Here is a 23,678-nt window from a genome sequence, read left to right on the forward strand (position 1 = left end):
CTGGGGGACCCTCACGTCGCTCCGACGCTCTCACAGGTCGAACTCCAGACTCGCCAACAGCGTCCGCGGCGCGCCCGCATAAGCGGTGTTCGCGCCGGGGCTGCCGACGATGGTGCCGTCGGCGATCGACGAATAATAGCGCTTGTCGCCGACGTTGATCACGTTGATCCGGAAGGTCTCGTGATGATCAAACAGCGCGGCATTGTAGCGCGCGCCGAGATCGAACGTCGCATAGGCGGGCGCGAAACTATTGTTGATGTTGGTCGCGGCGCGATCGCTTTCGTAGTGAACGGCGCCGGTCACCGCGACGCCGTGTGCCACCGCAGGATGGAAATCGGCGGACATGTCGCCCTTGAACCGCGGCACGCCGACGACGCGCTTGTCGTTGGTCGTCGCCACGCCGGTGTCGATCAGCCGCGCGTCGAGATAGGTGACGCCGCCGAGCAGGCTCAGCGATGGCGTCACCGAACCCTGCCCGAACAGTTCGCCGCCCCAGTTGCGCTGGGTGCCGACCACCGCGAAGATGTTGGACGTGGCATCGGTGGTCGCGAGCGGGCGGGTCATGCGAAACCCGGCGGCGGTGACCAGGAAATTGGGCGTCAGCTGATATTTGGCGCCGGCCTCATATTGCCGGTCTCGATAAGGCGAGAGGATCTGGTTGGCATTGGCCGTCCCCGCCGGCGCGCTTTCGCCTTGCTCCACATTGTCGGCATAGGTGGCGTAGAGCGTGAGCCGGTCGGCCGGCGTGTAGATCAGGTTGACCGTCGGGCTGAGCACGCCGTTGCGGCTGTCGGAACTGGTTACCTGGCCGGCCGCGGACCAGCTCTTCGACGAGAGGAAGGACGTGCTGAGCGTGCCTGCCACCGCGAACCGATCGGTGAGGTGGACCGTGTCGCCGACGACGATCGACTGCACGAACAGCCGGGCCGATCTGTATTGGCCGCCGGTGGATGGCATGGCCTTGTTCGGCAACACGGTCGGATCCGACAGATTGCCGGTGCCGAGCGTCACCGCAATCGAGTTGCGCGAGCTGTACTGGCCGTTGACGAAGCCGTTGGTGCCGAGCGCGACATCGTTGGCGAGCCCGAACAGCGCCAGCGTTCCCGTCAGCGATGCCGTATTGCTGGCGACGGTGAAGCGCGGCACGGCGTTGAAGTTCTTGGTGACGGTATAGTCGCCGGCATTGTCGGTGAGCGTGTTGGTGATGCCGTACAGGCCGCGGTCGGCATTCTGGTAGAGGCCGCCGATCTCGAACTGCCAGCCATGGCCGAGATCGTGCTTGAGCTTGGCAAGCGCGGTATCGGTCTGCAGATCAACGCCGGCGCCGGGCTGGCCATAGCCGACCCGGGTGGGATCGATCGCCGCCGGCAGCACCGTCTTGCCGCCGGTGAAATAGACGATGCTGCCGGGCAGGCCGTCACCCGTCGTTTCATAATGGCTGAGATCGGCCTCGAGGACGGTGCGGTCGTCGAGGTGGAGGTCGATATCCGCCGACAGCAATGTACGGTTGACGTGGCTGCCGTCGACATAGCTCTCGCCTTCGCCATGCACGGCGTTGAACCGATAGCCGATCGCCCCCTCGGTCGCGCTGGCGTCCACCTGGCCGGTCCACAGCCCCTGCGAATCGAAGCTGCCGATCATGCGCAGCAGCGGCGCCGCGGTCGGCCGCTTGAGGCGATAGTCGAACACGCCGGCGGGCGATTGCGGGCCGTAGAGCGCGCCGCTGAGGCCGTTCAGCACCTGGATGCTGCCGAGGTTCTCCGCGGGGATCGCGGTGGTGCCGATGATGTTCAGCCCGTCCAGCCTGGTGTCCTGGACGATGCTGCCCTGGAATCCGCGTGACTGCGGGCGTGATACCTCGAAGCCCTGCTGGTCGCGCACCTCGACCGACGGCAGATAGCGCAGCGCATCGTTGACGGTGCGCACCTGGTTGTTGACGATCAGGTCTTCGGGGATGGTCGTGATCGAGGCCGGCGTATCCTTGATCGGGCGATCGCCGAGCGGCCCGAGGTCCACCGTCCTGGCGCCATAGACCGGGTCCTCGCCATAGCCCGCGTCCGCCGTCACCACGATTTCGCCGCGGCTGTTGGTGGTGGAGGTTTGCGCGGTGACGGGTGCAGCGAGTAGGCAGGCGACAGCGACGAGGCTGACATCGATGGCGAGCGAGGCGGCGAATGACCGGCGAGACAAAGGCAATTTCCTGGGTGCTATATACGAACGGACATAGCCCCTCGCCGCCACGCAAACCCAGGTCCAATAAAAAAGCCGTCATGTTGAAGCGTTTCCGGGTCGCACGGCGTCTCACGGCGAGCAAGTCGGGAGCCACTCCGATGCAATCGGCGCTCCTCGGTTTGGCGGCCGGCGTTGCGGCGATCTCAGCCGGCCCGGTCACGGCCGCAGCGCCTGGAGAGCGGGTCGAGATCTATGCCGCAGGCAGCCTGCGGCCGTTGGTGGGACGTGTGGCCGTGGATGCGGAAAAGGCCGGCATCACGATCGTTCCTACCTTCGGCGGCTCCGGCGATCTCCGCACGCGGATCGAAAAGGGCGCGGCCCCCGACCTGTTCCTGTCGGCGGACATGGCGGCGCCGCAGGCGCTGATGGCCGAAGGGCGGGCGATCGGCGCACCGTTGGCCTTCGCGCAGAACCGGCTGTGCCTGATCGCCCCTGCATCGCTTGGACTGACCCGGCGCAACATGGTGGACAAGTTGCTTGATCCGGCGGTTCGCCTGAAAACCTCACGCCCAGTAGCCGATCCCTCCGGCGATTATGCCTTCGCGATGTTCGGGCTGATCGACCAGCGCCACCCCGGCGCGGCGGCCCGGCTTCGCGCCAACGCCGAGCGGCAGATGGCCGTCACCGCGCCAGCGGCGGGCGCCGGAGCGAATGCCACCGCCGCACTGTTCAACAGCCATCTCGTCGACATCGCCGTGACCTATTGCAGTGCCACGGGCGAGGTGACCCGAGCGGCGCCAGGGCTGGTCGCCATTGCGGTGCCCGCACGGTTCGACCCGAAGCCGGTGTTCGGCCTGATCCTGCTCCACGCCAACCCGGCAGCGTCGCAGATCGTGCGCTTGTTGCTGAGCAAGGATGGCCAGGCGCTGGTCGCCGCTTCGGGGCTTCTTCGCGCGACAAGGTGAGCCGACGGCCGTTCGAGCGCCGAGCCGGAGCCGCGGCGACTGCCGTCTAGATCCGTCCATGCCTCAGGCAGCACCGGTGAGCCAGGGTCCCGTCGTGCCAAAATGGCATCGGCACGCCAGCATCGTGCGCAGCGGGCGACTTGCGGCACGCCCAACAGTGTACTAGCTAGTACACGAGAACGGTGCGGCCGTCGTGTGGTTCGGCAATGCGGGTCCCCTGTCGTCCCGCGAACCCTGCGTTCCTCCAGCGCATCGAAGCCAAAGGAGGTGCCGCGTGTCGGGCACGAACAATCATCAAGGCCTGCTGGCCAAAAGCTGGCTCTGGCTGCTCGGGATCGTGATCCTGGTCGCGGGCCTGTTCTTCACGGTCGGCGGTGCCAGGCTCGCCGCGCTCGGCGGCAGCCTCTATTTCGTGCTTGCCGGGCTCGCGTTGCTCGCATCGGGCTTCCTGATCATCCGTCGCCGGCCGGCCGGCGCCTTGCTGTTTGCCGCCACCTTCGCGGTGACGGTGCCGTGGGCGCTGTGGGAGGTCGGCCTCACCTTCTGGCCGCTGGTGTCGCGGCTGCTGGCGATGGGCGTCGGCGCGACCGTGGTGGCGCTGTCCTACCCGCTGCTGCGCACCGCGAGCGGGCGATCACCGGCGTGGCGGCCGGCCCTTGCGGTCGCGGCGGTGCTGGCGCTCGCCTCGGCCGGTGGCGCGGCGGGCATGTTCGTGCCCCACGCGCCGGTGTCCTTCGCCGGCGTCGAAGGCGCGCTCGCGCCGGTCGATGCTGCGCACGAGCAGAAGAACTGGTCGGCCTATGGCAACACCGGCGGCGGCAGCCGCTTCGTCGCGCTCGACCAGATCACCCGCGACAATGTCGACAAGCTCAAGGTCGCCTGGACCTATCGCACCGGCGACATCGCGACGAGCGACGGCAATGGCGCCGAGGACCAGGACACGCCGCTGCAGATTGGCGACACCGTGTTCATTTGCACGCCCCACAACAATGTCATCGCGCTCGATGCCGACACCGGTCGCGAGAAGTGGAAGACCGTGATCAACGCCCACACGTCGGTGTGGATGCGCTGTCGCGGACTTGCCTATTTCGACGCCCGCCAGCCGCTGCAGCAGCCCAACATGCCCGGGTCGACTCCCGTCACGCCGGCTACCATGCCAGACGGCGCGCCGTGCCAGCGCCGCATCCTGATGAACACCATCACCGCCCGATTGATCGCGCTCGATGCCGATACGGGCAAATTCTGCGCCGGCTTCGGCACCAACGGCCAGGTCGATCTCAAGGCCGGGCTCGGCAGCGCCCCCGATCCGCAATATCAGCTGACCTCGGCGCCCACCCTGGCGGGCACCACCGTGATCCTCGGCGGCCGCGTCGCCGACAATGTCCAGGTCGACATGCCGGGCGGCGTGATCCGCGGCTTCGACGTGATCACCGGCCGGCTGCGCTGGGCGTTCGATCCAGGCAACCCCGCGCTCACCAGCATGCCGCCGGCGGGCAAGACCTATACGCGCTCGACGCCCAACGTCTGGGCCGCGATGTCCTATGACGCCGCGTCGAACACCGTGTTCATGCCGGTCGGCAGCGCCTCGGTCGACATATACGGCGTGCCGCGCACCGCGCTCGATCACACCTTCGGCGCCTCGATGCTCGCGCTCGATGCCACCACCGGCAAGGAGAAATGGCACTATCAGACCGTCCACAACGATTTGTGGGACTTTGACGTGCCGATGCAGCCGAGCCTCATCGACTTCCCTGCGGGGCGCGGGCGAACGGTGCCGGCGCTGGTGTTCGGCACCAAGGCAGGGCAACTCTACGTGTTGGATCGCGCCACCGGCAGGCCGCTGACCAGGGTGGACAATGTCGCGGTGAAGCCCGCCAACATCCCCGGCGAGCCTTATTCGCTCACCCAGCCGAAATCGGTCGGCATGCCGCAGATCGGGGTCGGCCCGCTCACTGAGGCAAGCATGTGGGGAGCGACGCCGTTTGACCAGCTGCTGTGCCGCATCGCCTTCAAGGGCATGCGTTACGAAGGGCTCTACACGGCGCCCGGCACCGACAAGGCGCTGAGCTTTCCAGGATCGCTCGGCGGCATGAATTGGGGCGGCCTGTCGATCGACCCCACCACCAACACCATCTTCGCCAACGACATGCGCCTCGGCCTGTGGGAGCAGATGGTCCCGCAGCCGACCACGCAGAACAAGCCGAGCGATAAACAGGCGCTCAAGAATACCGGCGGCGAGGCGCCCAACACCGGCATGGGCAGCGTGCCGATGAAGGGCACGCCTTATTCGGTGATCAAGGATCGCTTCCTCTCCGCGCTCGGCATCCCGTGCCAGGCACCGCCCTTCGGCACGCTGACCGCGATCGACATGACCACTCGCCAGATCAAATGGCAGGTGCCGGTCGGGACGGTGCAGGATACCGGCCCGCTCGGCATCCGCATGGGGCTGCCGATCCCGATCGGCATGCCGACGCTCGGCGGCACCCTCGCTACCCAGGGCGGGCTGGTGTTCATCGCCGGCACCCAGGATTTCTACCTGCGCGCCTTCAACTCGGCGACGGGCAAGGAAGTGTGGAAGGCGCGCCTGCCTGTCGGCAGCCAGGGCGGACCGATGAGTTACAAGTCGCCGAGGAGCGGCAAGCAATATGTCGTGATCACCGCCGGCGGCGCGCGCCAGTCGCCCGACCGCGGCGACTATGTGATCGCCTACAGCCTGTCGTGACCGCCGGGTGGGGCCACGCCCCACCCGGCCATTCCTGTCCAATGATCCCGGTGGCGAGGCTCGCGTGCGGGAAGGAGCCCGCTTGACCAAGCACGAACAGATCCTGGCGCGAGCCGCCGCCTGCGGGCTGTTGATCGCGTCATCGGCAATGCCGGCGATGGCGCAGACCGCTCCCGTCGCTGTCGCCCCGGCCGGCGGCAGCGTGGTGGGATCCGCACAGGCTGCCGACGCCGCCGTGCCCAAGGCGGCAGGCGTCGCCAAGCCGCTCGCCCCCGCTCCCGCGCGCGACACGCTGACCGGCAACTGGGGCGGCGTGCGTACCGACCTTGCCGACGCCGGGATCAGCGTGCGCGCCGATTACGTCTCGGAGAGCTTCGCCGCGGTGAGCGGCGGGCTGCGCCGCGGCACCGCTTACACCCAGCAGGTGCGCGCTGGCGTCGACCTCGACCTTGGCAAGCTGGTGGGCTGGTCCGGTACGCTGATCCACCTCACGCTCAACGACCGGCGCGGGGACGGAATCTCGTCCGACTTCGTCGGCAACCGCCTGCCGATCCAGGAAGCCTATGGCGGCCAGTACACCAGGCTGAGCGAGGTCAGCGTCGAGCAGAATGTCGCGAGCGGCAAGCTCAACCTGCGGCTGGGCTATTTCGCGATGGGCAATGATCTCGGCGGGATGCCGCTGGGCTGCAACTTCGTCAACGCGGCCTTCTGCGCGCATCCGCTGTCGATGTCGGGCAACAGCGGATGGTACAATTATCCCAATGCTCGCTGGGGACTCGCGCTCCGCTACCGACCTCGCGCCGATCTCGCCATCCGCACCGGAGTCTACCAGGTCAATACCCGCCTCGGCCTTCAGGACAATGCGTTCGATCCGTTCGCCGGCGGCACCACCGGCATACTGCTGCCGATCGAGGTCGAATATGATCCCGGAGTCCGGCCCGGCAGTCGGGTGATGCCGGGCCATTACAAGCTCGGCTTCTACTACGACACCTCGCGCGCCGCGCGCCAGGGCGAGGCCGGCACGCTCACCGGCCGCCATGGCGTCTATCTGCTCGCCGACCAGATGATCGTGCGCGGTAGCGGCAGCCGGGGCTTGTCGGTCTTCGCCCAGTTCACCGCCAACCCCCAGGCCTCTGCGCAGATCACCCGCTGGTATGCCGGCGGCCTGGTCAAGACCGGCACCTTCGCCGGGCGCGATGCCGACACGCTCGCCCTCGGGCTGATCAGCGCCACGGTCGATCCGCGGCTACGCCGCTTCCATGCCGAAGCGGTGGCGCTCAGCGGCGGCTATGCGTTGCTGCCGATGGGCGAAACCGCGCTCGAGCTGAGCTACGGCATCCAGCTGCGGCGCTGGCTCAACATCCGCCCCGACGTCCAATATATCATCGACCCCGGGGCGTTCAGCTTCCGCTCGACACCCAATGCGCTGGCGATCGGCAGCCAGATCAAGGCGCAATTCTGATGATCGCGCGCCGGTCAGCGCGCGGGATCGGCGCGGCAGTAGCGCGTCACCGTGTCGATCACCTGCGCCCGCCGCCGGGTTGCCGCCTCCTCCTGCTGCAGATCGACCCCGAACAGCGTCCCGAAGGTGTAGCGATTGGCGACGAAGTAGAAGGACAGCGCGCTGATCGTCATGTGCAGGTCGACCGGGTCGATGCCCGGGCGGAAGCTGCCGTCGGCAACGCCGCGCTCGATCAGCGCCCGGGTGTTCGGCAGCACCAGCTCATTGCGGGCCTCGGCGACCGAGCCGACGTGCGGGCCGTGACGCATGTTCTCGTCCATCACCATCCGCACCAGTTCCGGGTGGCGGAAATGATAGTCGAAGGTGAGCCCGACCAGCCGCCCCAGCGCCTCGATCGGCGCCAGCTCGTCGAGCGCGGCATCGATCTCGGCAGACCGGATGCCGCGATAGGATTCGGTCAGCGCGGCGCGGTAAAGCCCGTCCTTGCTGCCGAAATGGTAATAGATCATCCGCTTGGACGTCGCGGTGGCCGCCGCGATCTCGTCGACGCGCGCGCCGGCAAAGCCCTTGTCGGCGAAATGCGCGGTCGCGACCGCGATGATCTCCCGGCGGTTGCGCTCGGTAAACGTGTCCTGCTCCACGCCGCCGCCTTGGCGACACCCGCCGGCCATGGCAACTATCATCAGACCGCGCGGTGGCCCGAGCCCTTCACAGGAGTAGCTGCACCATGGCCGTGACCAAGATCCAGATCGTCATCGTCGGTGGCGGCGCTGCAGGGCTCGAGCTCGCCACCCGGCTCGGCGCCCGCTACGGCCGCAAGCGCCACGACATCATCGTCGTCGACCGCAACCGCACCCACATCTGGAAGCCGCTGCTCCACGAGGTCGCGACCGGCTCGCTCGACGCGAACATGGACGAGGTCGGCTATCGCAGCCACTGCCACCGCTGGGGCTATCGCTTCTTCTATGGCGCGCTCGCCTCGATCGACCGCACCGCGCGCCAGGTGCATCTCGCCCCGGTGCTCGACGACCAGGGCCGCGAGGTGATCGCCGCGCACGCGATCCGTTACGATTATCTGGTGCTCGCCTATGGCTCGGTGACCAATGATTTCTGCACGCCGGGGGTGGCGGAGAATTGCACCTTTCTCGACAGCCGCGCCCAGGCCGATCGGTTCCGCGACCGGTTGCTCGACCAGTGCCTGCGCGTCTCGCGGGCGATGTCCACCGATCCGACGGTGGATGCGCGGGTGCGCGTCGCCATCGTCGGCGGCGGCGCCACCGGGGTGGAGCTCGCCGCCGAGCTGTTCAACGCCGCGGCGGCGCTCGGTTACTATGGCCTCGAGGTATTCGACGGCAGCCGGCTCGACGTGACGCTGATCGAGGCGGGGCCGCGCATCCTGCCGGCGCTGCCCGAACGGCTCGCCGCCGCGGCCCAACGCGAGCTCGAGATCCTCGGTGTCCGCGTCCTCACCGACACCCCCGTCGTCGCCGCCGATCGCGACGGCATGACCACGGGAAGCGGCCAGCGGATCGATGCCGATCTCCAGGTGTGGGCGGCGGGCGTCAAGGCAGCGCCGATCCCGGGCGGGCTCGACGGGTTGGCGCTCGCGCGTGGCGGTCAGGTAATGGTGACGCCGACCTTGCAGAGCGTCACCGACGAGCGGGTGTTCGCGATCGGCGACTGCGCCTGGTGCGTGCTGCCGGGCAGCGACCGCCCGGTGCCGCCGCGCGCGCAGGCCGCCCACCAGATGGCGGCGGCGGTGTTCACCAATCTCACCCGGCTGATGACGGACAGGCCTCTGCGCGCGTTCGTCTACAAGGACCATGGCTCGCTGGTATCGCTCAGCCGCTTCTCGACGGTCGGCACGCTGATGGGCAATCTGGTCGGCGGCAAGCTCGCGATCGAGGGGCGGCTGGCGCGGATCGTCTATTTGTCGCTGTACCGCATGCACCTGATCGCGATCCACGGCTGGCTCAAGGGCATCGCGCTGGTGCTGATCGGGCACGTCAATCGGATCGTGCGGCCGCGGCTGAAGCTGCACTGACGGCGCAGGACGGCGCCGTCAGCCGTCGGCGCGCAGCCGGTAGCCGACGCCGAGCTCGTTGGCGATGATGCTGCCCACCGGTCCCGGCGCTTCGAGTTTCTGGCGCAGGTTGCGAATGACGATGCGGAGGTATTCGACGCGGGGGTCTTCCTCGCCCTGCCAGGCCGCGGCGATGATCCGCTCATGGGTTACCACGCGGCCGACATGGCGGGCGAGCACGGCCAGCACGTCATGCTCCTTGCGCGTGAGGTGGACCTCCTCGCCGCCGCGCGAGACGAGCCGGCGATCGAGATCGATCGTCACCTCGCCAGCGCGCAGAATTTTGGGGACGGTTCCGGGCGAGCCGTGATGACGCAGCGCCACCCGCAGCCGCGCGAGCAACTCGTCCGTATCGAACGGCTTGGACACGAAATCGTGCGCGCCAAGGTCGAGCGCCGCCACCTTCTCGTCGGTCGCATCCCGCGCCGATACCACGAGGATCGCCGTCTGGCTGTTCTTGAGCAGCACCGGGATGAGGCCGAGGCCGTCTCGATCCGGCAGGCCGAGATCTAGCAGAATGGCGTCGGGATATTCGGCCGCCGCGCGGCGGATCGCCTCCTTGGCATCGACCGCCTCGATCACCGCATAGCCGGCGCGTTCGAGCGTGTTGCGGAGCAGGCGGCGGATCGACAGCTCATCATCGACGACGAGGATCTTGGCGGGCATCAGAGGGCGCTTTCTGGTGCGTGGCGCACGATCAGGCTGGCGGGGAAGACGAGGGTGAAGACGGCGCCGGTGGCATCGGTGTTGTTGCCGGCCTCGACACCCATCCCCATCGCCTCGGCGAAGGCCTTGACGATGGCGAGGCCGAGCCCGGTGCCGCCGATCGCGCGATCGGAGCCCTCGAGCCGGCGGAAGGTCTCGAACACCTCGGCCTCGCGGCCGGGCGGCAGGCCGGGACCCTGATCACGCACCGCGAGGCGGATCTCGCCATAACGATGCACCCCCTCGACGATGATCGCGGTGCCGGGATCACCATAGCGGCCCGCATTGTCGAGGAGGTTGAGCAGGCAATGATGGAGAAGCTGCGAATCCACCTCGACCAGCGGCAGATCGGGCGGGACCTCGAGGCGGACGTCATGGCCGTGGAGCGCGCGGCGGGCATCATGCGCGGCGCCGGCGACGGCATCGCTGAGGTCGGTCGCCTCGAGCTTGAGCTTGAGCGCGCCCGCCTCCACCCGGGCCATGTCGAGCAGGTTGGAGACGAAGCGGTTGAGCCGCGCCGACTCGCTCTTGATGGTGCCGATCAGCTCGGCCGTCGCACCGTGATCCAGCTCGTCGGCGGCGGCGATGACGGCGGTGAGCGGGGTGCGAAGATCATGGCTCACCGACGACAGCAGTGCCGCGCGCAGGCGATCGCGGGTGCGCACCGTATCGACATCGCGCATCTCGCTCTCGAGGCGCAGCCGCTCGAGTACCAGCGCCGCCTGATCGATCAGGCTGGCGAGCAGCGGCAGCTGATCGGCGCGGACCGGATCGCCGCTGCGTTCGCGGGCGACGCCGAGGATCGCGAGCGTGTTGCCGCCCGCCTTGAGCGGCTGGAACAGCCATTCGGACGAGGCCAGCGTGCTCGATCCCCGCCCTGCCACCGCGCCATTGTCGAACGCCCAATGGGCGGCGGCCATGTCCATCGTCTCAAGCCGATAGCTGGGGTTGCTCGCCGCCTGAACGGTGAGGCCGGCGCCCGGCGGCGAGAGCAGCAGCACGGTCTGCACGTCGAACAATCTGGCGATGTCGTCGCAGATCATCCGCGCCGCCACCGCGGGATCGTTGATCGCGCTCAATTGGCGCAGGAAGCCCGCGAGCGTCGCATTGGCGCGCGCGCTCGCCGCGGCGAGATCTGCCTGCGCCCGCACCCGCGAGGTGAGCTGGCTGGTCGCGATCGCGACGCCGAGCAGCACGAAGATCGAGATCAGATTCTCGGGATTGCTGACGCTGAACGTGCCGACCGGCGGCAAGAAGAAGAAGTTGTAGGCGAGGCTGGAGGCGATGCCGGCGACGAGGCCGGTGCGCAGCCCGTAGAGGCTCGCCGCGACCATTACCGGCAATAAATAGAGCAACGCGACATTGCCGAGGTTGAGGATGTGGAACAACGCGCTGGCCGCGGCGGTGACCGCGGCGACGAGCAGCACCGAGACGCCATAACCGACCGGCGACCCCCAATGACCGGCGAGCCGGGGCCTGAGCCGCGGCTGCGGGGTCGGCGCTTCCTCCATCGGCAGCACATGGACGGTGACGCCCGGCGTGCCGCGGATCAGCCGATCGACCACCGAGCCGTGGAGGAACTCGAACCAGCGCGACCGCCGCGACTTGCCGACGACGAGCTGGGTCGCACGGGCATCGGCGAGATAGCCGCGGATACCGTCGACCACCGAGGCGGCGGGCACCGTCGCCACCGTCGCGCCGAGCTGCGAGGCGAGCGTCATCGCCGCGGCCACCCGCTCATGCTGGGTATCGGTGAAATGCGCCGAGCGCGGCGTCTCAATGAACAAGGCGGTCCAGGGGCCGTGCAGCACGTCGGCGACGCGTTTGGCGGCGCGGACCAGCCCGTCGGCGCCGGGCAGTTCGTTGATCGCGACGACGATGCGGTCGGTGCCGGCCCAGGTGCCGCCGACGCCGAGCGCGCGGACATGCTCGAGCATCTGCGCATCGACCGCCTGCGCGGCGCGGCGCAGCGCCAGCTCGCGCAACGCCGACAGATTGGACTTGGAGAAGAAATGGCTGAGCGCGCGGGTCGCCTCCTGCGGCAGATAGACCTTGCCGGCCTTGAGCCGCTCGATCAGCTCGTCGGGCGGGATGTCGACGACCTCGATCTCGGCCATCTCGAGGATCCGGTCGGGCACGGTCTCGCGCACCCGGACGCGGGTGAAGCTCGCGACGATATCGTTGAGGCTTTCGACATGCTGGATGTTGATCGTCGAATAGACGTCGATCCCGGCGTCGAGCAGCTCCTCGACGTCCTGGTAACGCTTGGGGTGGCGGCTGCCGGGAGCGTTGGTGTGGGCGAGCTCGTCGACCAGCACCAGGCGCGGCGTGCGGGCGAGGATCGCGTCGAGGTCCATCTCGCCGAGCAGGCGGCCTTCGTACGCGACCTCGCGGCGCGGGATGATCTCCTGCCCCCGGGTCAGCGCTTCGGTTTCGATCCGGCCATGGGTTTCTACCACGCCGACCGCGACGTCGATGCCGTCGCGCCGGCGCGCGGCGCCTTCGGACAGCATCTCGTAGGTCTTGCCGACGCCGGGGGCGGCGCCGAGGAAGATCTTGAGCCGGCCCCTGCCCTCCTGCGCGGCCTGGCGCAGGAGAGCGTCGGGATCAGGACGGTCGTCGCCGCTGACCGGCATCAGCGCGGCGTGGCGTCCAGCGCGCGGTTGATCGCCAGCACGTTGACGTGCGGGTCACCGAACAGCGAGTTCTCGGTCAGCCTGGCGACGATCGCCGTCACCCTGGCGAGCGGCAAACCGCGCACTCGCGCGATCCGCGGCGCCTGAGCAAGGGCAGAAGCGGGCGACAGATCGGGATCGAGGCCCGAGCCGCTGGCGGTGACCAGATCGGCCGGGATCGCACCGGTCACGCCCTCGGCACGGCGCTTGGCGACGTCCGGCTTGACCCGGTCGACCAGCGCCTGCGCCGCCGGCCCGAGGTTGGAGCCCGACGAGGCCAAGCCGTCGTATCCCTTGCCCGCCGCCGACGGGCGGGTCTGGAAGTAGCGGTCCGACACGAAGGCCTGGCCGACCACGGCCGAGCCGATGACCTTGCCGCCCGCCGTCACGAGGCTGCCATTGGCTTGGGCAGGAAAGATGGCTTGTCCGATGCCGGTCATGGCCAGGGGATAACCGATCCCGAGCAGGAGCGCGAACAGGATCGTCAAGACGATCGCGGGCCGCAGCGCGGAGGTGAAATCATTGCCCATTGTCATATCCTCAGGCGAGACCGAGGCCGCCTACGGCCAGGTCGATCAGTTTGATGCCGATGAACGGCGCGACGAGACCGCCGAGGCCGTAGACGGCGAGGTTGCGCGCGAGCAGCGGGCCCGCCGCCATCGGCTTGTACGCCACGCCTTTCAGCGCCAGCGGCACCAGCAACGGGATGATGATCGCGTTGAAGATGATCGCCGACAGGATCGCGCTCTGCGGCGACCCCAGCTGCATGACGTTGAGCACGCCGAGCCCCGGGTAGAGCGCGACGAACATCGCCGGGATGATCGCGAAATATTTGGCGACGTCGTTGGCGACCGAGAAGGTGGTGAGCGCGCCGCGGGTCATCAGCAGCTGCTTGCCGAGGCCGACGACCTCGATCAGCTTGGTCGGGTCGCTGTCGAGATCGACCATGTTGCCCGCCTCGCGCGCGGCCTGGGTGCCGGTGTTCATCGCCACGCCGACATCGGCCTGGGCGAGCGCCGGCGCGTCGTTGGTGCCATCGCCGCACATCGCGACCAGCTTGCCGCCCTGCTGCTCCTTGCGGATCAGCGCCAGCTTGTCCTCGGGCGTCGCCTGGGCGAGGAAATCGTCCACCCCCGCCTCGGCGGCGATCGCGGCGGCGGTGAGCGGGTTGTCGCCGGTGATCATCACCGTGCGGATGCCCATCGTCCTCAGCTCGCCGAACCGCTCACGGATCCCGGCCTTGACCACGTCCTTGAGGAAGATCGCGCCGAGCAGCCGACCGTCCTGCGCCACCGCGAGCGGCGTGCCGCCGGCGCGGGCGATCTCGTCGGTAACGCGGCGAAGCTCGGTCGCCGCCGCCGTCTGCCCCGAACCGGCATTGGCCTTGAGGATCGAATCGACCGCGCCCTTCTGGATCAGTGACCCGCCGGTCCTGACCCCGGAGATGCGGGTCTGCGCGGTGAACGGGATCACCTCGGCATCGGACGGCAGCTGCGCCGTCGAGACGCGGAACCGCTCGCGGGCAAGGACGACGATCGAGCGGCCCTCGGGCGTCTCGTCGGCGAGGCTCGCCAGCAGCGCTGCCTCGGCCAGCTCGTTCTGGGTGGCGCCGCCGACGCTGCGGAACTCGCTCGCCTGGCGATCACCGATGGTGATGGTGCCGGTCTTGTCGAGCAGCAGCACGTCGATGTCGCCCGCCGCCTCCACCGCGCGGCCCGATTTGGCGAGCACGTTGAAGCGGACGAGCCGGTCCATCCCGGCGATGCCGATCGCCGAGAGCAGCGCCGCGATCGTGGTCGGGATCAGCGTGATCAGCAGCGCGGCGAGGATCGCCACCGGGATCGATCCGCCGGCGTAGCTCGCGAACCCCGGGATGGTGCCGACCGCGATCAGGAAGATGATGGTGAGGCCGACCAGCAGGATCGTCAGCGCGATCTCGTTCGGCGTCTTCTGCCGCTCGGCGCCCTCGACCAGCGCGATCATCCGATCGAGGAACCCCTGCCCCGGGTTGACGGTGACGCGGACGCGGATCTCGTCGGAGATGACGCGGGTGCCCGCAGTCACCGCCGAGCGATCGCCGCCCGCCTCGCGGATCACCGGTGCGCTTTCGCCGGTGATCGCCGCCTCGTTGACCGAGGCGACGCCGGCGACGACGTCGCCGTCCGACGGGATGAGGTCGCCGGTCTCGACCAGGACGATGTCGCCGACCCGCAGCGCGCTGGCGGGCACATCCTCATGGGCGCGGCCATCGCCCTTCAGGCGCTTGGCGGTAAGTTCCGCCTTGGTGGCGCGCAGGCTTGCCGCCTGGGCCTTGCCGCGGCCCTCGGCGAGGGCCTCGGCGAAGGTGCCGAACAGCACCGTCAGCCACAGCCAGACGACGAGCTGGAGCTTGAAGCCGGTCGACAAGCCATCGTGGCCGACGACGAGCAGCACCGTCATCAGTGCCGCGACGACGGCGGTGGTGAACATCACCGGGTTGCGGATCAGCTCGGCGGGGTTGAGCTTGCGGAAGGATTCGCCGATCGCGGGCACGACGAGGTCGGCCGTGAACAGGCTTTTCGCTTGCGCGCGGGTTTGGGATTTCTGGGCCATGTCAGGCGCCCCTTCAGGACAGTTTGCCGCTGATCATCGCGAGATGATCGGCGATGGGGCCGAGCGCGAGGCTCGGCAGGAAGGTGAGACCGCCGAGGATCAGCACGATGCCGACGAGCAGGCCGACCCACAGGCCGCCGGTGGTCGGAAACGAGCCCGCGCTCTCCGGCGTGTACTTCTTCGCCGCGAGGCTGCCGGCGATCGCCAGCATCGGCACGATGATGAAGAAGCGGCCAACCCACATCGCGACGCCGAGCAGCCCGTTGTAATAAGGCGTGTTGGCGGTGAGCCCGGCGAAGGCGGAGCCGTTGTTCCCCACCGCGCTGGTGAAGGCGTAGAGGATCTCGCTGAAGCCGTGCGGCCCCTTGTTGAGCGGCCCCGCCAGGCCCTGGGCGAGCACCGAGGAGAGCGCGGTCAGGCCCAGGATCATCAGCGGCAGCACCGCAATAGCCAATACCGCGAGCTTGACCTCGCGCGCCTCGATCTTCTTGCCGACATATTCGGGCGTGCGGCCGACCATCAGCCCGGCGACGAACACCGCGAGGATGGCGAACAGCAGGAAGCCGTAGATGCCCGCGCCGACGCCGCCGATCACGACCTCGCCGAGCTGGATGTTGAACAGCGGGATCATGCCGCCGAGCGCGGTGAAGCTGTCATGCATGGCGTTGACCGCGCCGCACGAGGCCGCCGTCGTCACCACCGCGAACAGGCTCGACGCGGCGATGCCGAAGCGCACCTCCTTGCCCTCCATGTTGCCGCCGGCGACGCCGAGATGGTGGAGCACCGGATTGCCCGCCGCCTCCTGCCAATAGGTCACGGTGGTGCCGGCGAGGAACAGGATCACCATCGCCGACAGGATCGCCCAGCCCTGGCGGGTGTTGCCGACCGCCTTGCCGAACGTCCAGGTCAGCCCGAAGCCGATCACGAAGATCGACAGCATCTGGATGAGGTTGGTCAGCGCGGTCGGGTTCTCGAAGGGATGCGCCGAATTGGCGTTGAAGAAGCCACCACCGTTGGTGCCGAGCATCTTGATCGCTTCCTGGCTCGCGACCGGGCCGATCGCCAGCGTCTGCTTGGCGCCCTCAAGCGTGGTCACGTCGACCGTCGCGGCGAGGGTCTGCGGCACGCCGCTGGCGATGTAGACGATCGTCAGCACCACGCAGAGCGGCAGCAGCAGATAGAGCGTGATGCGGGTGCAATCCGCCCAGAAGTTGCCGATCACCCCCATTCCGTTCTTCAGGGCCTCGCGCCGGGCAAAGCCGCGGAACAGCGCGAAGGCGAGCGCGATGCCGGTGGCGGCCGACAGGAAGTTGTGGATGGTGAGGCCGAGCATCTGGCTGAGGTTCGACACCGTCGTCTCGCCGGCATAGCTCTGCCAGTTGGTGTTGGTGGTGAAGCTCACCGCGGTGTTGAACGCGAGATGCGGCGACAGCCCGGCGAGCCCCTGCGGGTTGCCCGGCAGCACGCCCTGCAGCCGCAGGACCGCATAGGTGAACGCCATCAGCACGACGTTGAACAGCAGCATGTGGACCGCGTAGCGGCGCCAGCCCTGCTCTTGATCGGGATCGATGCCGGCGAGCTTGTAGAAGCCGGTTTCGATCGGCCCGAGCACGACGTGCAGCGGGGTGCGGCGGCCCTCGTAGAGCGCGAACAGCCAGGCGCCGACCGGTTTGGTCAGCGCCAGCAGGATGGCGATAAAGCCGAGGATCAGGATCCAGCCCTGGAATGTCATGGTGCCGCCTCCTTCAGAAGCGTTCGGGGCGGATGAGCACCGCCACCAGGTAGATGAGCAGGCCGCAGGCGGTGAGCGCCGCCAGCCAGAGATCGAGTGTCATTGCAGCCGCCTCACGCGTTGTCGCACAGGCGGGCGTAGGCGAGCGTTGCCGCCACCAGCCCGACCATGACGAGGATCCAGAGCAGATCGTCCATCGACAGTTTCCTTTGCTAGAAGGCGGCCGTCAGCGAGGCGACGACGGTGCTGCCGGCGATGGTGCCGGTGCCGTCCTGGCCCTTGCTGAAGCTCGGACGCAGGTAGGCAGCGTCCCGGTTAGAGATGTCGGTGTCGACATAGCTGACGTTGAGGGTGAGGTTCTTCCAGCTGGTGTCCGCGCCGAACGACCAATCCCAATAGGCGCCGGTCGGCGTCACCGCGGTGGCGTTGGGCCCGAGGCCGTCCTGGCCCCAGCTGTGGCCGATATGCGCCTTGGCGGTGAACGGCGTGCCGGTGATCGCCGCGGCGCCGTCTCCCCATAAGTAGAGATTGTCGTCCTTGGCGCCGGGATGGTCATAGACGCCGGCGGCGGCCGACGCGCCATTGGTGTACCATTTGCCGATCGCCTGCTGCTTGGGCGCATACGCGACGCCGGCGGTGAGGGTTGCGGGGCCCGCGGTGCCGGTCAGCTTGGCATAAGGCTCGGCAAAATCCGTCTTGTCGGCGCCGCCCGGGTAGACATACCAGGTAAGGCCGACATCGAGCGTGGCGTTGCTCGCGAGCTTCGCCTTGTAGCCGCCGATCAGGTCGAGCTCCATGTTGGCGCCGCCGAAGGTGCCCCAGCCGGCGAGGTTGGAGGCCCAGGTGCCGACATACAGGCCGCTCTGGTGCGCGAGGGTGAGCCCCGCCTGCACCGCCATCTGCCGATCGGATTGCGACACGCCGCGGAACCGATAGTCGGACGCGATCGAGGCCGAGCCGCTGACGGTGATCGCCGGCGGCGGCGCGGTGTCCGCTGCGGTCTTGTCATCAGGCGTCGACTGCGCCTGGGTAACCGCCGGCATCGCCAGCAGCACCGCACCAACCGCCGAAAAACTACGCTTCATTCCTGCCCCCCAAGTGGACCGGCGCCACCAACAGAGCGACGCGTCAGGGACAGGCGATTAGGCGTGGCCAGCGTAGCAATTCGAGAGCGATTCCCGGCTTTCGCATAGTGCTGGCGTATAGCTGGCGTTTTTGCCGGCCGTGGCGCCGCGGCCTGGCCGATGAGGGCGGCGGTGCGCGATCGGCCATGGCCAGCGCCCGGCTGCCGCTCTAGGTGAGCGCGATGAACGATCAAGAGAGCCGCACGGCGATGCGGGCCGGCGAATTCGTGGCGTTCGTCGCCGCGCTGATGGCGGTCAACGCCCTGGGGGTCGATCTGATGCTCCCCGCGCTGGCGGACATCGGCCGCCAGCTCGCCATCACCACCGCCAACCACCGGCAGTGGATCATCACCGCCTATATGCTCGGCTTCGGCGCGGGCCAGCTGGTCTATGGCCCGCTTGCCGACCGCTTCGGCCGCCGGCCGATCCTGCTCGCGACGCTGGCGGGCTTCGTCGCCGCGAGCATCTTCGCCGCGAGCTCGCAGACGTTTGCCGCGTTGCTCGGCGCGCGGCTGCTGCAAGGGCTGATGTCCGCATCGACGCGGGTGCTGGCCGTAGCGATCGTGCGCGATCGCTTTTCCGGCCGGCAGATGGCGCGCACCCTGTCGGTGGCGCAGATGATCTTCTTCCTGGTGCCGATCATGGCGCCGAGCCTCGGGCAGGTGCTGCTGGCGTTCGGGCCGTGGCGCTTCATCTTCTACGCGCTGGCAACGTTCGCGGCGTTCGTGCTCGCCTGGTCGTCGCTGCGGCTGCGCGAGTCGCTGCCGGTCGAGCGCCGCTCGCCACTGTCGCTCGCTTCCTTGGCCGCGGCCTATCGGCTGACGCTGACCAACCGCTATTCCGCCGGCTATGCGGTGGCGGCGTCGATGACCTTCGGCGGCATCATCGCCTTCGTCTCGTCGGCGCAGCAGATCTTCGTGGACGAGTTCCACGCCGGCCAGCGCTTCACCATCCTGTTCGCGGTCTGCGCCTTCTCGATGGGTTGCGCGTCGTTCGCCAACAGCCGGCTGGTCGAGCGGCTCGGCACCCGGCTGATCTCGCAATCGGCGGTGCTGGCGCTGATCGCGCTGTCGCTGCTCCATCTCGCCGTGATCGCGACCGGCACCGAGTCGCTTGGCACCTACATGCTGTTTCAGGCGCTGAGCATGACCTGCATCGGCCTGTGCGGGTCGAACTTCGGCGCGATGGCGATGGAGCCGGTTGGCCATATCGCCGGCACCGCCTCGTCGATCCAAGGCTTCATCACCAGCGTCGGTGCCGTCATCGTCGGCTCGCTGATCGGCCAGGCCTATGACGGCACCACATACCCGCTCGCGATCGGCTATCTTGCGATCGGCGTCGGCGTGCTGATCGTGGTCTACTTCACCGAAGGGCGCAGGCTGTTCCAGCCGCACCATTCCGGCGCAACGCCGGCGCGAGAGGAGCCGGGCAGATAAGCGTGACGCGCCGCAACCCTGGCGGGCCTCGATCATTCAACGTGCATAGATTGCATCGGAGACGTTGAGTGAGGACGCGCAAGCTCGGCCGCCAAGGCCTGGAAGTATCCGCCCTGGGCCTCGGCTGCATGGGCATGTCCGACTTCTACGGCAGCCGCGACGAGGCGGAATCGGTGGCGACGATCAACCGCGCGCTCGACCGCGGCGTGACCCTGCTCGACACCGCAGACATGTATGGCCTCGGCGCCAATGAGGAGCTGGTGGGCCGGGTCGTGCGCACGCGCCGCGAATGGGTGGTGGTGGCGAGCAAGTTCGGCATCGTCCGCGGCCCCGACGGCAAGGGACGCAGCGTCAACGGCCGGCCGGACTATGTGCGCGCGGCGTGCGATGCCAGCCTGCAGCGGACCGGGCTCGACATCATCGATCTTTATTACCAGCACCGCGTCGATCCCGACGTGCCGATCGAGGAGACCGTCGGCGCGATGGCCGAGTTGGTGACCGCGGGCAAGGTGAAGTATCTCGGCCTGTCCGAAGCCGCGCCCGAGACGATCCGCCGCGCGCATGCGGTGCATCCGATTACCGCGCTACAAACCGAATATTCGCTGTGGAGCCGCGATCCCGAGGAGGCGCTGCTGCCGACGGTGCGCGAGCTCGGCATCGGCTTCGTCCCCTACAGCCCGCTCGGCCGCGGCTTCCTCACCGGCCAGATCAAGACGCCCCAGGATCTCGCCGCCGACGACACGCGCCGCAGCCATCCGCGCTTCCAGGGCGAGGCGTTCCAGCGCAACCTCGATCTGGTCGGCGCGATCGCGGCGATGGCGGCGGACAAGGGCTGCACGCCGGCACAGCTCGCGCTCGCCTGGGTGCTAGCGCAGGGCGACGACGTGGTGCCGATTCCCGGTACCAAACGGCGCAGCTATCTCGACGACAATCTCGCCGCCCTCGACGTGACGCTGAGCGCCGCCGAGCTGGCGCGGATCGACGAGGTGCTGCCACCGGGAGCGGCGAGCGGCACGCGCTATCCCGCGGCGACAATGGCCAGCGTCAACCAGTGAGCGCGCGCGGCCGGCGGCGCGCGGCCGACCGCGGGAGGGTGAGCGGCCTGCTCGCCCCGTCGCGCCGGTGACCGTGTTCTTTACCGCCGACACGCATTTCGGCGATCATCGCACCATCAACATTTCTCGCCGGCCCTTCGCCAGCACCGCCGAGATGGACGAGGCGCTGGTCGCGCGCTGGAATGCGGTGGTCGGGGTCGACGACATCGTCTGGCACCTCGGCGATGTCGCGCGCCGGCCTGGGGATGTCGCCACGCTGCTGGCGCGGCTCAACGGCACCAAGCATCTGGTACGCGGCAACAACGATCCGGATGGCACGCTCGACGCCGACGGTTGGGCGAGCGTCGGCGACTATGTGGAACTCGACCTCGACGGTCGGCGCCTCGTGCTATGCCATTATCCGTTCCGCAGCTGGAACGGGCAGCATCGCGGCGCGCTCAACCTCCACGGCCACAGCCACGGTCGGCTGAAGCCGATGCCACGCCAGTTCGACGTCGGCGTGGATGCTCGCGGATTCATCCCGGTGACGCTCGCCACGCTGGTCTCCACCCCCGGCTGAACGGCTGCCGCCCCGCCTGATTGCAAGGCATGGCCCGGGCTCAGCAGGGCGAGCGCCGCAGCGATCGGTGCCATCTGCCTGACCATGAGCCGTGCCGCCCCAAGTCGAAGCGAAACCGCTATGGGTGCGACCCAGCAAGCGTGGCACCCAATTTGAACACATCAAAACTACATTTTGCGGCATAACGCCCGCACCGTCTGGTATAGTTTTCACGTTCTTTGATATTGTTCAATCGCATTTGCGCCAACAACTTCACCTCTTCCGGCTCGAACGTGCAGGGCACGATCACCACCACCGTGCCGATGACGGTGATGCAATTCTTCAAGTTCGGCCCCAGGGCACTCACCGTCACCTGCGCGACGGCGATGCAACTGCTCAACACCGATGTGATGTTCGTGCTCGATGTCACCGGGTCGATGGCCTGCCTGCCGAGTGAATCGTCGTGTTCGGCGACCAACATTCGCACCGGATCGAAGATCACCGTGCTCAAGAATGCGGTGAAATGCTTCTACGAGGCGCTGGCGCAGACCAAGACCGACGGCACCGGCTGCGCGACCAACAGATACCAGGGAATCAATTCAGGATCGCAGTTGCGCTTCGGGTTCGTGCCCTACTCGGCGAACGTCGACATCAGCCAGCTCAACCTGCCTGCCAGCTATCTCGCGACCAACTGGAGCTACCAGTCGCGCGCCAAGACGCCGGCGTGGGGCGCGTGGTCTGACACGGGGACCGTCGGCACCTGGGCCGTCCAGGGCGTATCGTGCAAGAACCAGCCTGCCGATACAGCGACCCAGCAATATGAGGGCGTGCAGTTCCTGGGCCTGTTCTGCAAGGTGCAGACCAGAACGCTTTCGGGTTCGACCTGGCTGTATGGGCCAACCCCTCTTGCCATCAACGTTGCATCCGCATTGTCGTCGTTCGCCGGCTACAAGGTGCCCAACGCGCCAGCCTCCGCCACCATCACGCTGGCCGGGATCGGCGCCAATTACACCGATCGTCCGGTTCTGTGGGACGGCTGCGTCGAGGAGCAGGGCGCGACCGCCGACATCAACCAGGTGCCCGACCCGTCCAAGCCGTTGACGCTCTATAGCCCGGTGCTGCCCGAAGCCATCTACATGCGCGCCGCGACGACAACGCCGGATAACGCGTCACTGTCACGCGATCCCTCGACGTACAGCAACGACTGTTACAACAACATGCGCGGCTATCGCTACTTCTGTCCCACGCTGGCGGAGAAGTTAAAGGACACGAGCTTGTGGACGCCCAGCGTCTTCGACGCCTACGTCAACACCCTCAACCCCTCGGGCAACACCTATCACGACATCGGCATGCTGTGGGGCGGCCGATTGCTGTCACCGGAGGGGATGTTCGCGTCGGAAAACGCCGCCACCCCGAACGGCGGCGTCATCCAGCGCCATCTCATCTTCATGACCGACGGCGACGCCCAGGCAAGTCCCTGCGACTATACGACCTATGGCGTGGCATGTTGGGACATGCGGACCAACCCAAAGCTGCTGGCCTCCTGCACCACCAACGAGGACACCGATCTGACCAACGATGTGAATAGCCGGCTGGCAGCGCTGTGCACTTCGGTAAAGAACGAGCCGAATACGCTGCTGTGGGTGATCCTTCGGCGGCCAGGGCATCGTGCAGACGACCAAGGATCGCCTCAAGACCTGCGCCAGCGACGCTGATCATTATTTCAATGCCACCGACGCCACCGCGCTGGGCACCGCCTTCCAGACCATCGCGTCGCGGATCGCGCAGCTGCGGCTCGAGCAATAGCCGGGACGGCACGGCGCGCCGGCCCTCAGTCGACCGGGACGCCGGCCTGCCGGCGGAAACGGCGGGCCGCCGCACTGCAGCGACCCGCCATTCCTGAGGAGACGATCAGGCGAGCGTCAGCCCGACCTCGACGTTGCCGCGGGTCGCGTTGGAGTAAGGGCAGATCTGATGCGCGGCATCGACCAGCTGCTGCGCCTGATCGCGCTCGACGCCGGGCAGCGATACCGACAGATCGGTGGTGATGCCGAACCCGCCGGCCGCGCGCGGGCCGATCCCGACATTGGCGCTGACCGCGACATCGTCAGGCACCTTGATCTTGAGCTGCTGGCCGGCGACCTTCAGCGCGCCGATGAAGCAGGCCGAATAGCCCGCCGCGAACAGCTGCTCGGGGTTGGTACCATCGCCGCCGGCGCCGCCGAGCTCCTTGGGGGTCGAGAGCTCGACGTCGAACCGTCCGTCCTCGGACCGGGCATGACCGTCTCGGCCGCCGGTCGCGGTGGCCACGGTGCTGTATTTGACGTCGATCGACATGATGTATCTCCGGTTTGTTATCGCGATAAATGTCTAGGATCGGTGGCGACGCCTGTCCAGAACTATTTGCCGCGATAATC

General features: G+C 67.9%; 19 protein-coding genes. 9 read left to right on the forward strand and 10 right to left on the reverse strand.

From position 1 onward, the window contains the following. Positions 1-30 precede the first annotated feature (30 nt). Positions 31-2,190: a TonB-dependent receptor gene (locus tag AC07M8_RS09385; protein WP_495174074.1), complete on the reverse strand. Its 2,160-nt coding sequence runs from the start codon at positions 2,188-2,190 to the stop codon at positions 31-33. On the opposite strand from AC07M8_RS09385, the gene AC07M8_RS09390 reads away from it, so the two are divergent. The 3 genes from AC07M8_RS09390 (at position 2,175) to AC07M8_RS09400 (ending at position 7,321) form a co-directional block, all read left to right on the forward strand. After that, positions 2,175-3,137, forward strand: a complete 963-nt coding sequence (locus AC07M8_RS09390; protein WP_495174075.1) for a substrate-binding domain-containing protein — start codon at positions 2,175-2,177, stop codon at positions 3,135-3,137. The two genes, AC07M8_RS09385 and AC07M8_RS09390, sit on opposite strands and share 16 nt — an antisense overlap. Before the next feature lie 274 nt (positions 3,138-3,411). Further along, positions 3,412-5,859 (forward strand): membrane-bound PQQ-dependent dehydrogenase, glucose/quinate/shikimate family, encoded by a 2,448-nt coding sequence (locus AC07M8_RS09395; RefSeq protein WP_495174076.1) that lies wholly within the window; start codon positions 3,412-3,414, stop codon positions 5,857-5,859. Between the two features lie 82 nt (positions 5,860-5,941). Next, positions 5,942-7,321: a carbohydrate porin gene (locus AC07M8_RS09400; RefSeq protein WP_495174077.1), complete on the forward strand. Its 1,380-nt coding sequence runs from the start codon at positions 5,942-5,944 to the stop codon at positions 7,319-7,321. Between the two features lie 14 nt (positions 7,322-7,335). Here the strand turns inward: AC07M8_RS09400 and AC07M8_RS09405 are convergent, their stop codons facing one another. Then, positions 7,336-7,962: a TetR family transcriptional regulator gene (locus AC07M8_RS09405; protein WP_495174078.1), complete on the reverse strand. Its 627-nt coding sequence runs from the start codon at positions 7,960-7,962 to the stop codon at positions 7,336-7,338. Between the two features lie 86 nt (positions 7,963-8,048). On the opposite strand from AC07M8_RS09405, the gene AC07M8_RS09410 reads away from it, so the two are divergent. Continuing rightward, a complete protein-coding gene (locus AC07M8_RS09410) occupies positions 8,049-9,365 on the forward strand; it encodes an NAD(P)/FAD-dependent oxidoreductase (RefSeq protein ID WP_495174079.1) in 1,317 nt (438 codons plus the stop codon). Between the two features lie 18 nt (positions 9,366-9,383). Here the strand turns inward: AC07M8_RS09410 and AC07M8_RS09415 are convergent, their stop codons facing one another. The 7 genes from AC07M8_RS09415 to AC07M8_RS09445 form a co-directional block, all read right to left on the reverse strand. After that, the gene (locus tag AC07M8_RS09415) at positions 9,384-10,070 is read right to left on the reverse strand and encodes a response regulator transcription factor (protein ID WP_495174080.1); all 687 of its coding nucleotides are present in this window, start codon (positions 10,068-10,070) and stop codon (positions 9,384-9,386) included. After that, complete coding sequence (locus AC07M8_RS09420; RefSeq protein ID WP_495174081.1) at positions 10,070-12,745, reverse strand: DUF4118 domain-containing protein; 2,676 nt, start codon at positions 12,743-12,745, stop codon at positions 10,070-10,072. The genes AC07M8_RS09415 and AC07M8_RS09420 overlap by 1 nt, the downstream gene beginning before the upstream one ends. Continuing rightward, on the reverse strand, positions 12,745-13,314 hold the full coding sequence (kdpC, locus tag AC07M8_RS09425; protein WP_495174082.1) for a potassium-transporting ATPase subunit KdpC: 570 nt from the start codon (positions 13,312-13,314) through the stop codon (positions 12,745-12,747). The genes AC07M8_RS09420 and kdpC overlap by 1 nt, the downstream gene beginning before the upstream one ends. A 10-nt stretch (positions 13,315-13,324) precedes the next feature. Next, the gene (gene kdpB / locus AC07M8_RS09430) at positions 13,325-15,376 is read right to left on the reverse strand and encodes a potassium-transporting ATPase subunit KdpB (RefSeq protein ID WP_495174083.1); all 2,052 of its coding nucleotides are present in this window, start codon (positions 15,374-15,376) and stop codon (positions 13,325-13,327) included. Positions 15,377-15,389: 13 nt separating this feature from the next. After that, a complete protein-coding gene (gene kdpA, locus AC07M8_RS09435; RefSeq protein ID WP_495174084.1) occupies positions 15,390-17,108 on the reverse strand; it encodes a potassium-transporting ATPase subunit KdpA in 1,719 nt (572 codons plus the stop codon). A 13-nt stretch (positions 17,109-17,121) separates the two neighbouring features. Next, positions 17,122-17,211 carry a K(+)-transporting ATPase subunit F gene (gene kdpF, locus AC07M8_RS09440; protein WP_267395146.1) on the reverse strand — a complete coding sequence of 30 codons (90 nt, stop codon included), beginning with the start codon at positions 17,209-17,211 and terminating at the stop codon, positions 17,122-17,124. 109 nt (positions 17,212-17,320) lie between these two features. Beyond that, entirely contained in the window at positions 17,321-18,193 is an 873-nt protein-coding gene (locus tag AC07M8_RS09445; RefSeq protein WP_495174085.1) for a TorF family putative porin, read from the reverse strand. Positions 18,194-18,441: 248 nt separating this feature from the next. Between AC07M8_RS09445 and AC07M8_RS09450 the strand changes: the two genes are divergently transcribed. The 5 genes from AC07M8_RS09450 (at position 18,442) to AC07M8_RS09470 (ending at position 23,067) form a co-directional block, all read left to right on the forward strand. Then, a complete protein-coding gene (locus tag AC07M8_RS09450; protein WP_495174273.1) occupies positions 18,442-19,668 on the forward strand; it encodes a multidrug effflux MFS transporter in 1,227 nt (408 codons plus the stop codon). 68 nt (positions 19,669-19,736) lie between these two features. Beyond that, on the forward strand, positions 19,737-20,723 hold the full coding sequence (locus AC07M8_RS09455) for an aldo/keto reductase (protein ID WP_495174086.1): 987 nt from the start codon (positions 19,737-19,739) through the stop codon (positions 20,721-20,723). Between the two features lie 67 nt (positions 20,724-20,790). Beyond that, positions 20,791-21,282 carry a metallophosphoesterase family protein gene (locus AC07M8_RS09460; protein ID WP_495174087.1) on the forward strand — a complete coding sequence of 164 codons (492 nt, stop codon included), beginning with the start codon at positions 20,791-20,793 and terminating at the stop codon, positions 21,280-21,282. Between the two features lie 224 nt (positions 21,283-21,506). After that, positions 21,507-22,976 carry a hypothetical protein gene (locus AC07M8_RS09465; protein ID WP_495174088.1) on the forward strand — a complete coding sequence of 490 codons (1,470 nt, stop codon included), beginning with the start codon at positions 21,507-21,509 and terminating at the stop codon, positions 22,974-22,976. Beyond that, positions 22,930-23,067, forward strand: coding sequence for a hypothetical protein (locus AC07M8_RS09470; protein WP_495174089.1), 138 nt, complete (start codon positions 22,930-22,932; stop codon positions 23,065-23,067). The genes AC07M8_RS09465 and AC07M8_RS09470 overlap by 47 nt, the downstream gene beginning before the upstream one ends. A 105-nt stretch (positions 23,068-23,172) precedes the next feature. Here the strand turns inward: AC07M8_RS09470 and AC07M8_RS09475 are convergent, their stop codons facing one another. Next, a complete protein-coding gene (locus AC07M8_RS09475; protein ID WP_495174090.1) occupies positions 23,173-23,598 on the reverse strand; it encodes an organic hydroperoxide resistance protein in 426 nt (141 codons plus the stop codon). Between the last annotated feature and the right edge of the window lie 80 nt (positions 23,599-23,678).

The sequence above is a fragment of the Sphingomonas sp. GW821-FHT09E03 genome, assembly GCF_059416225.1.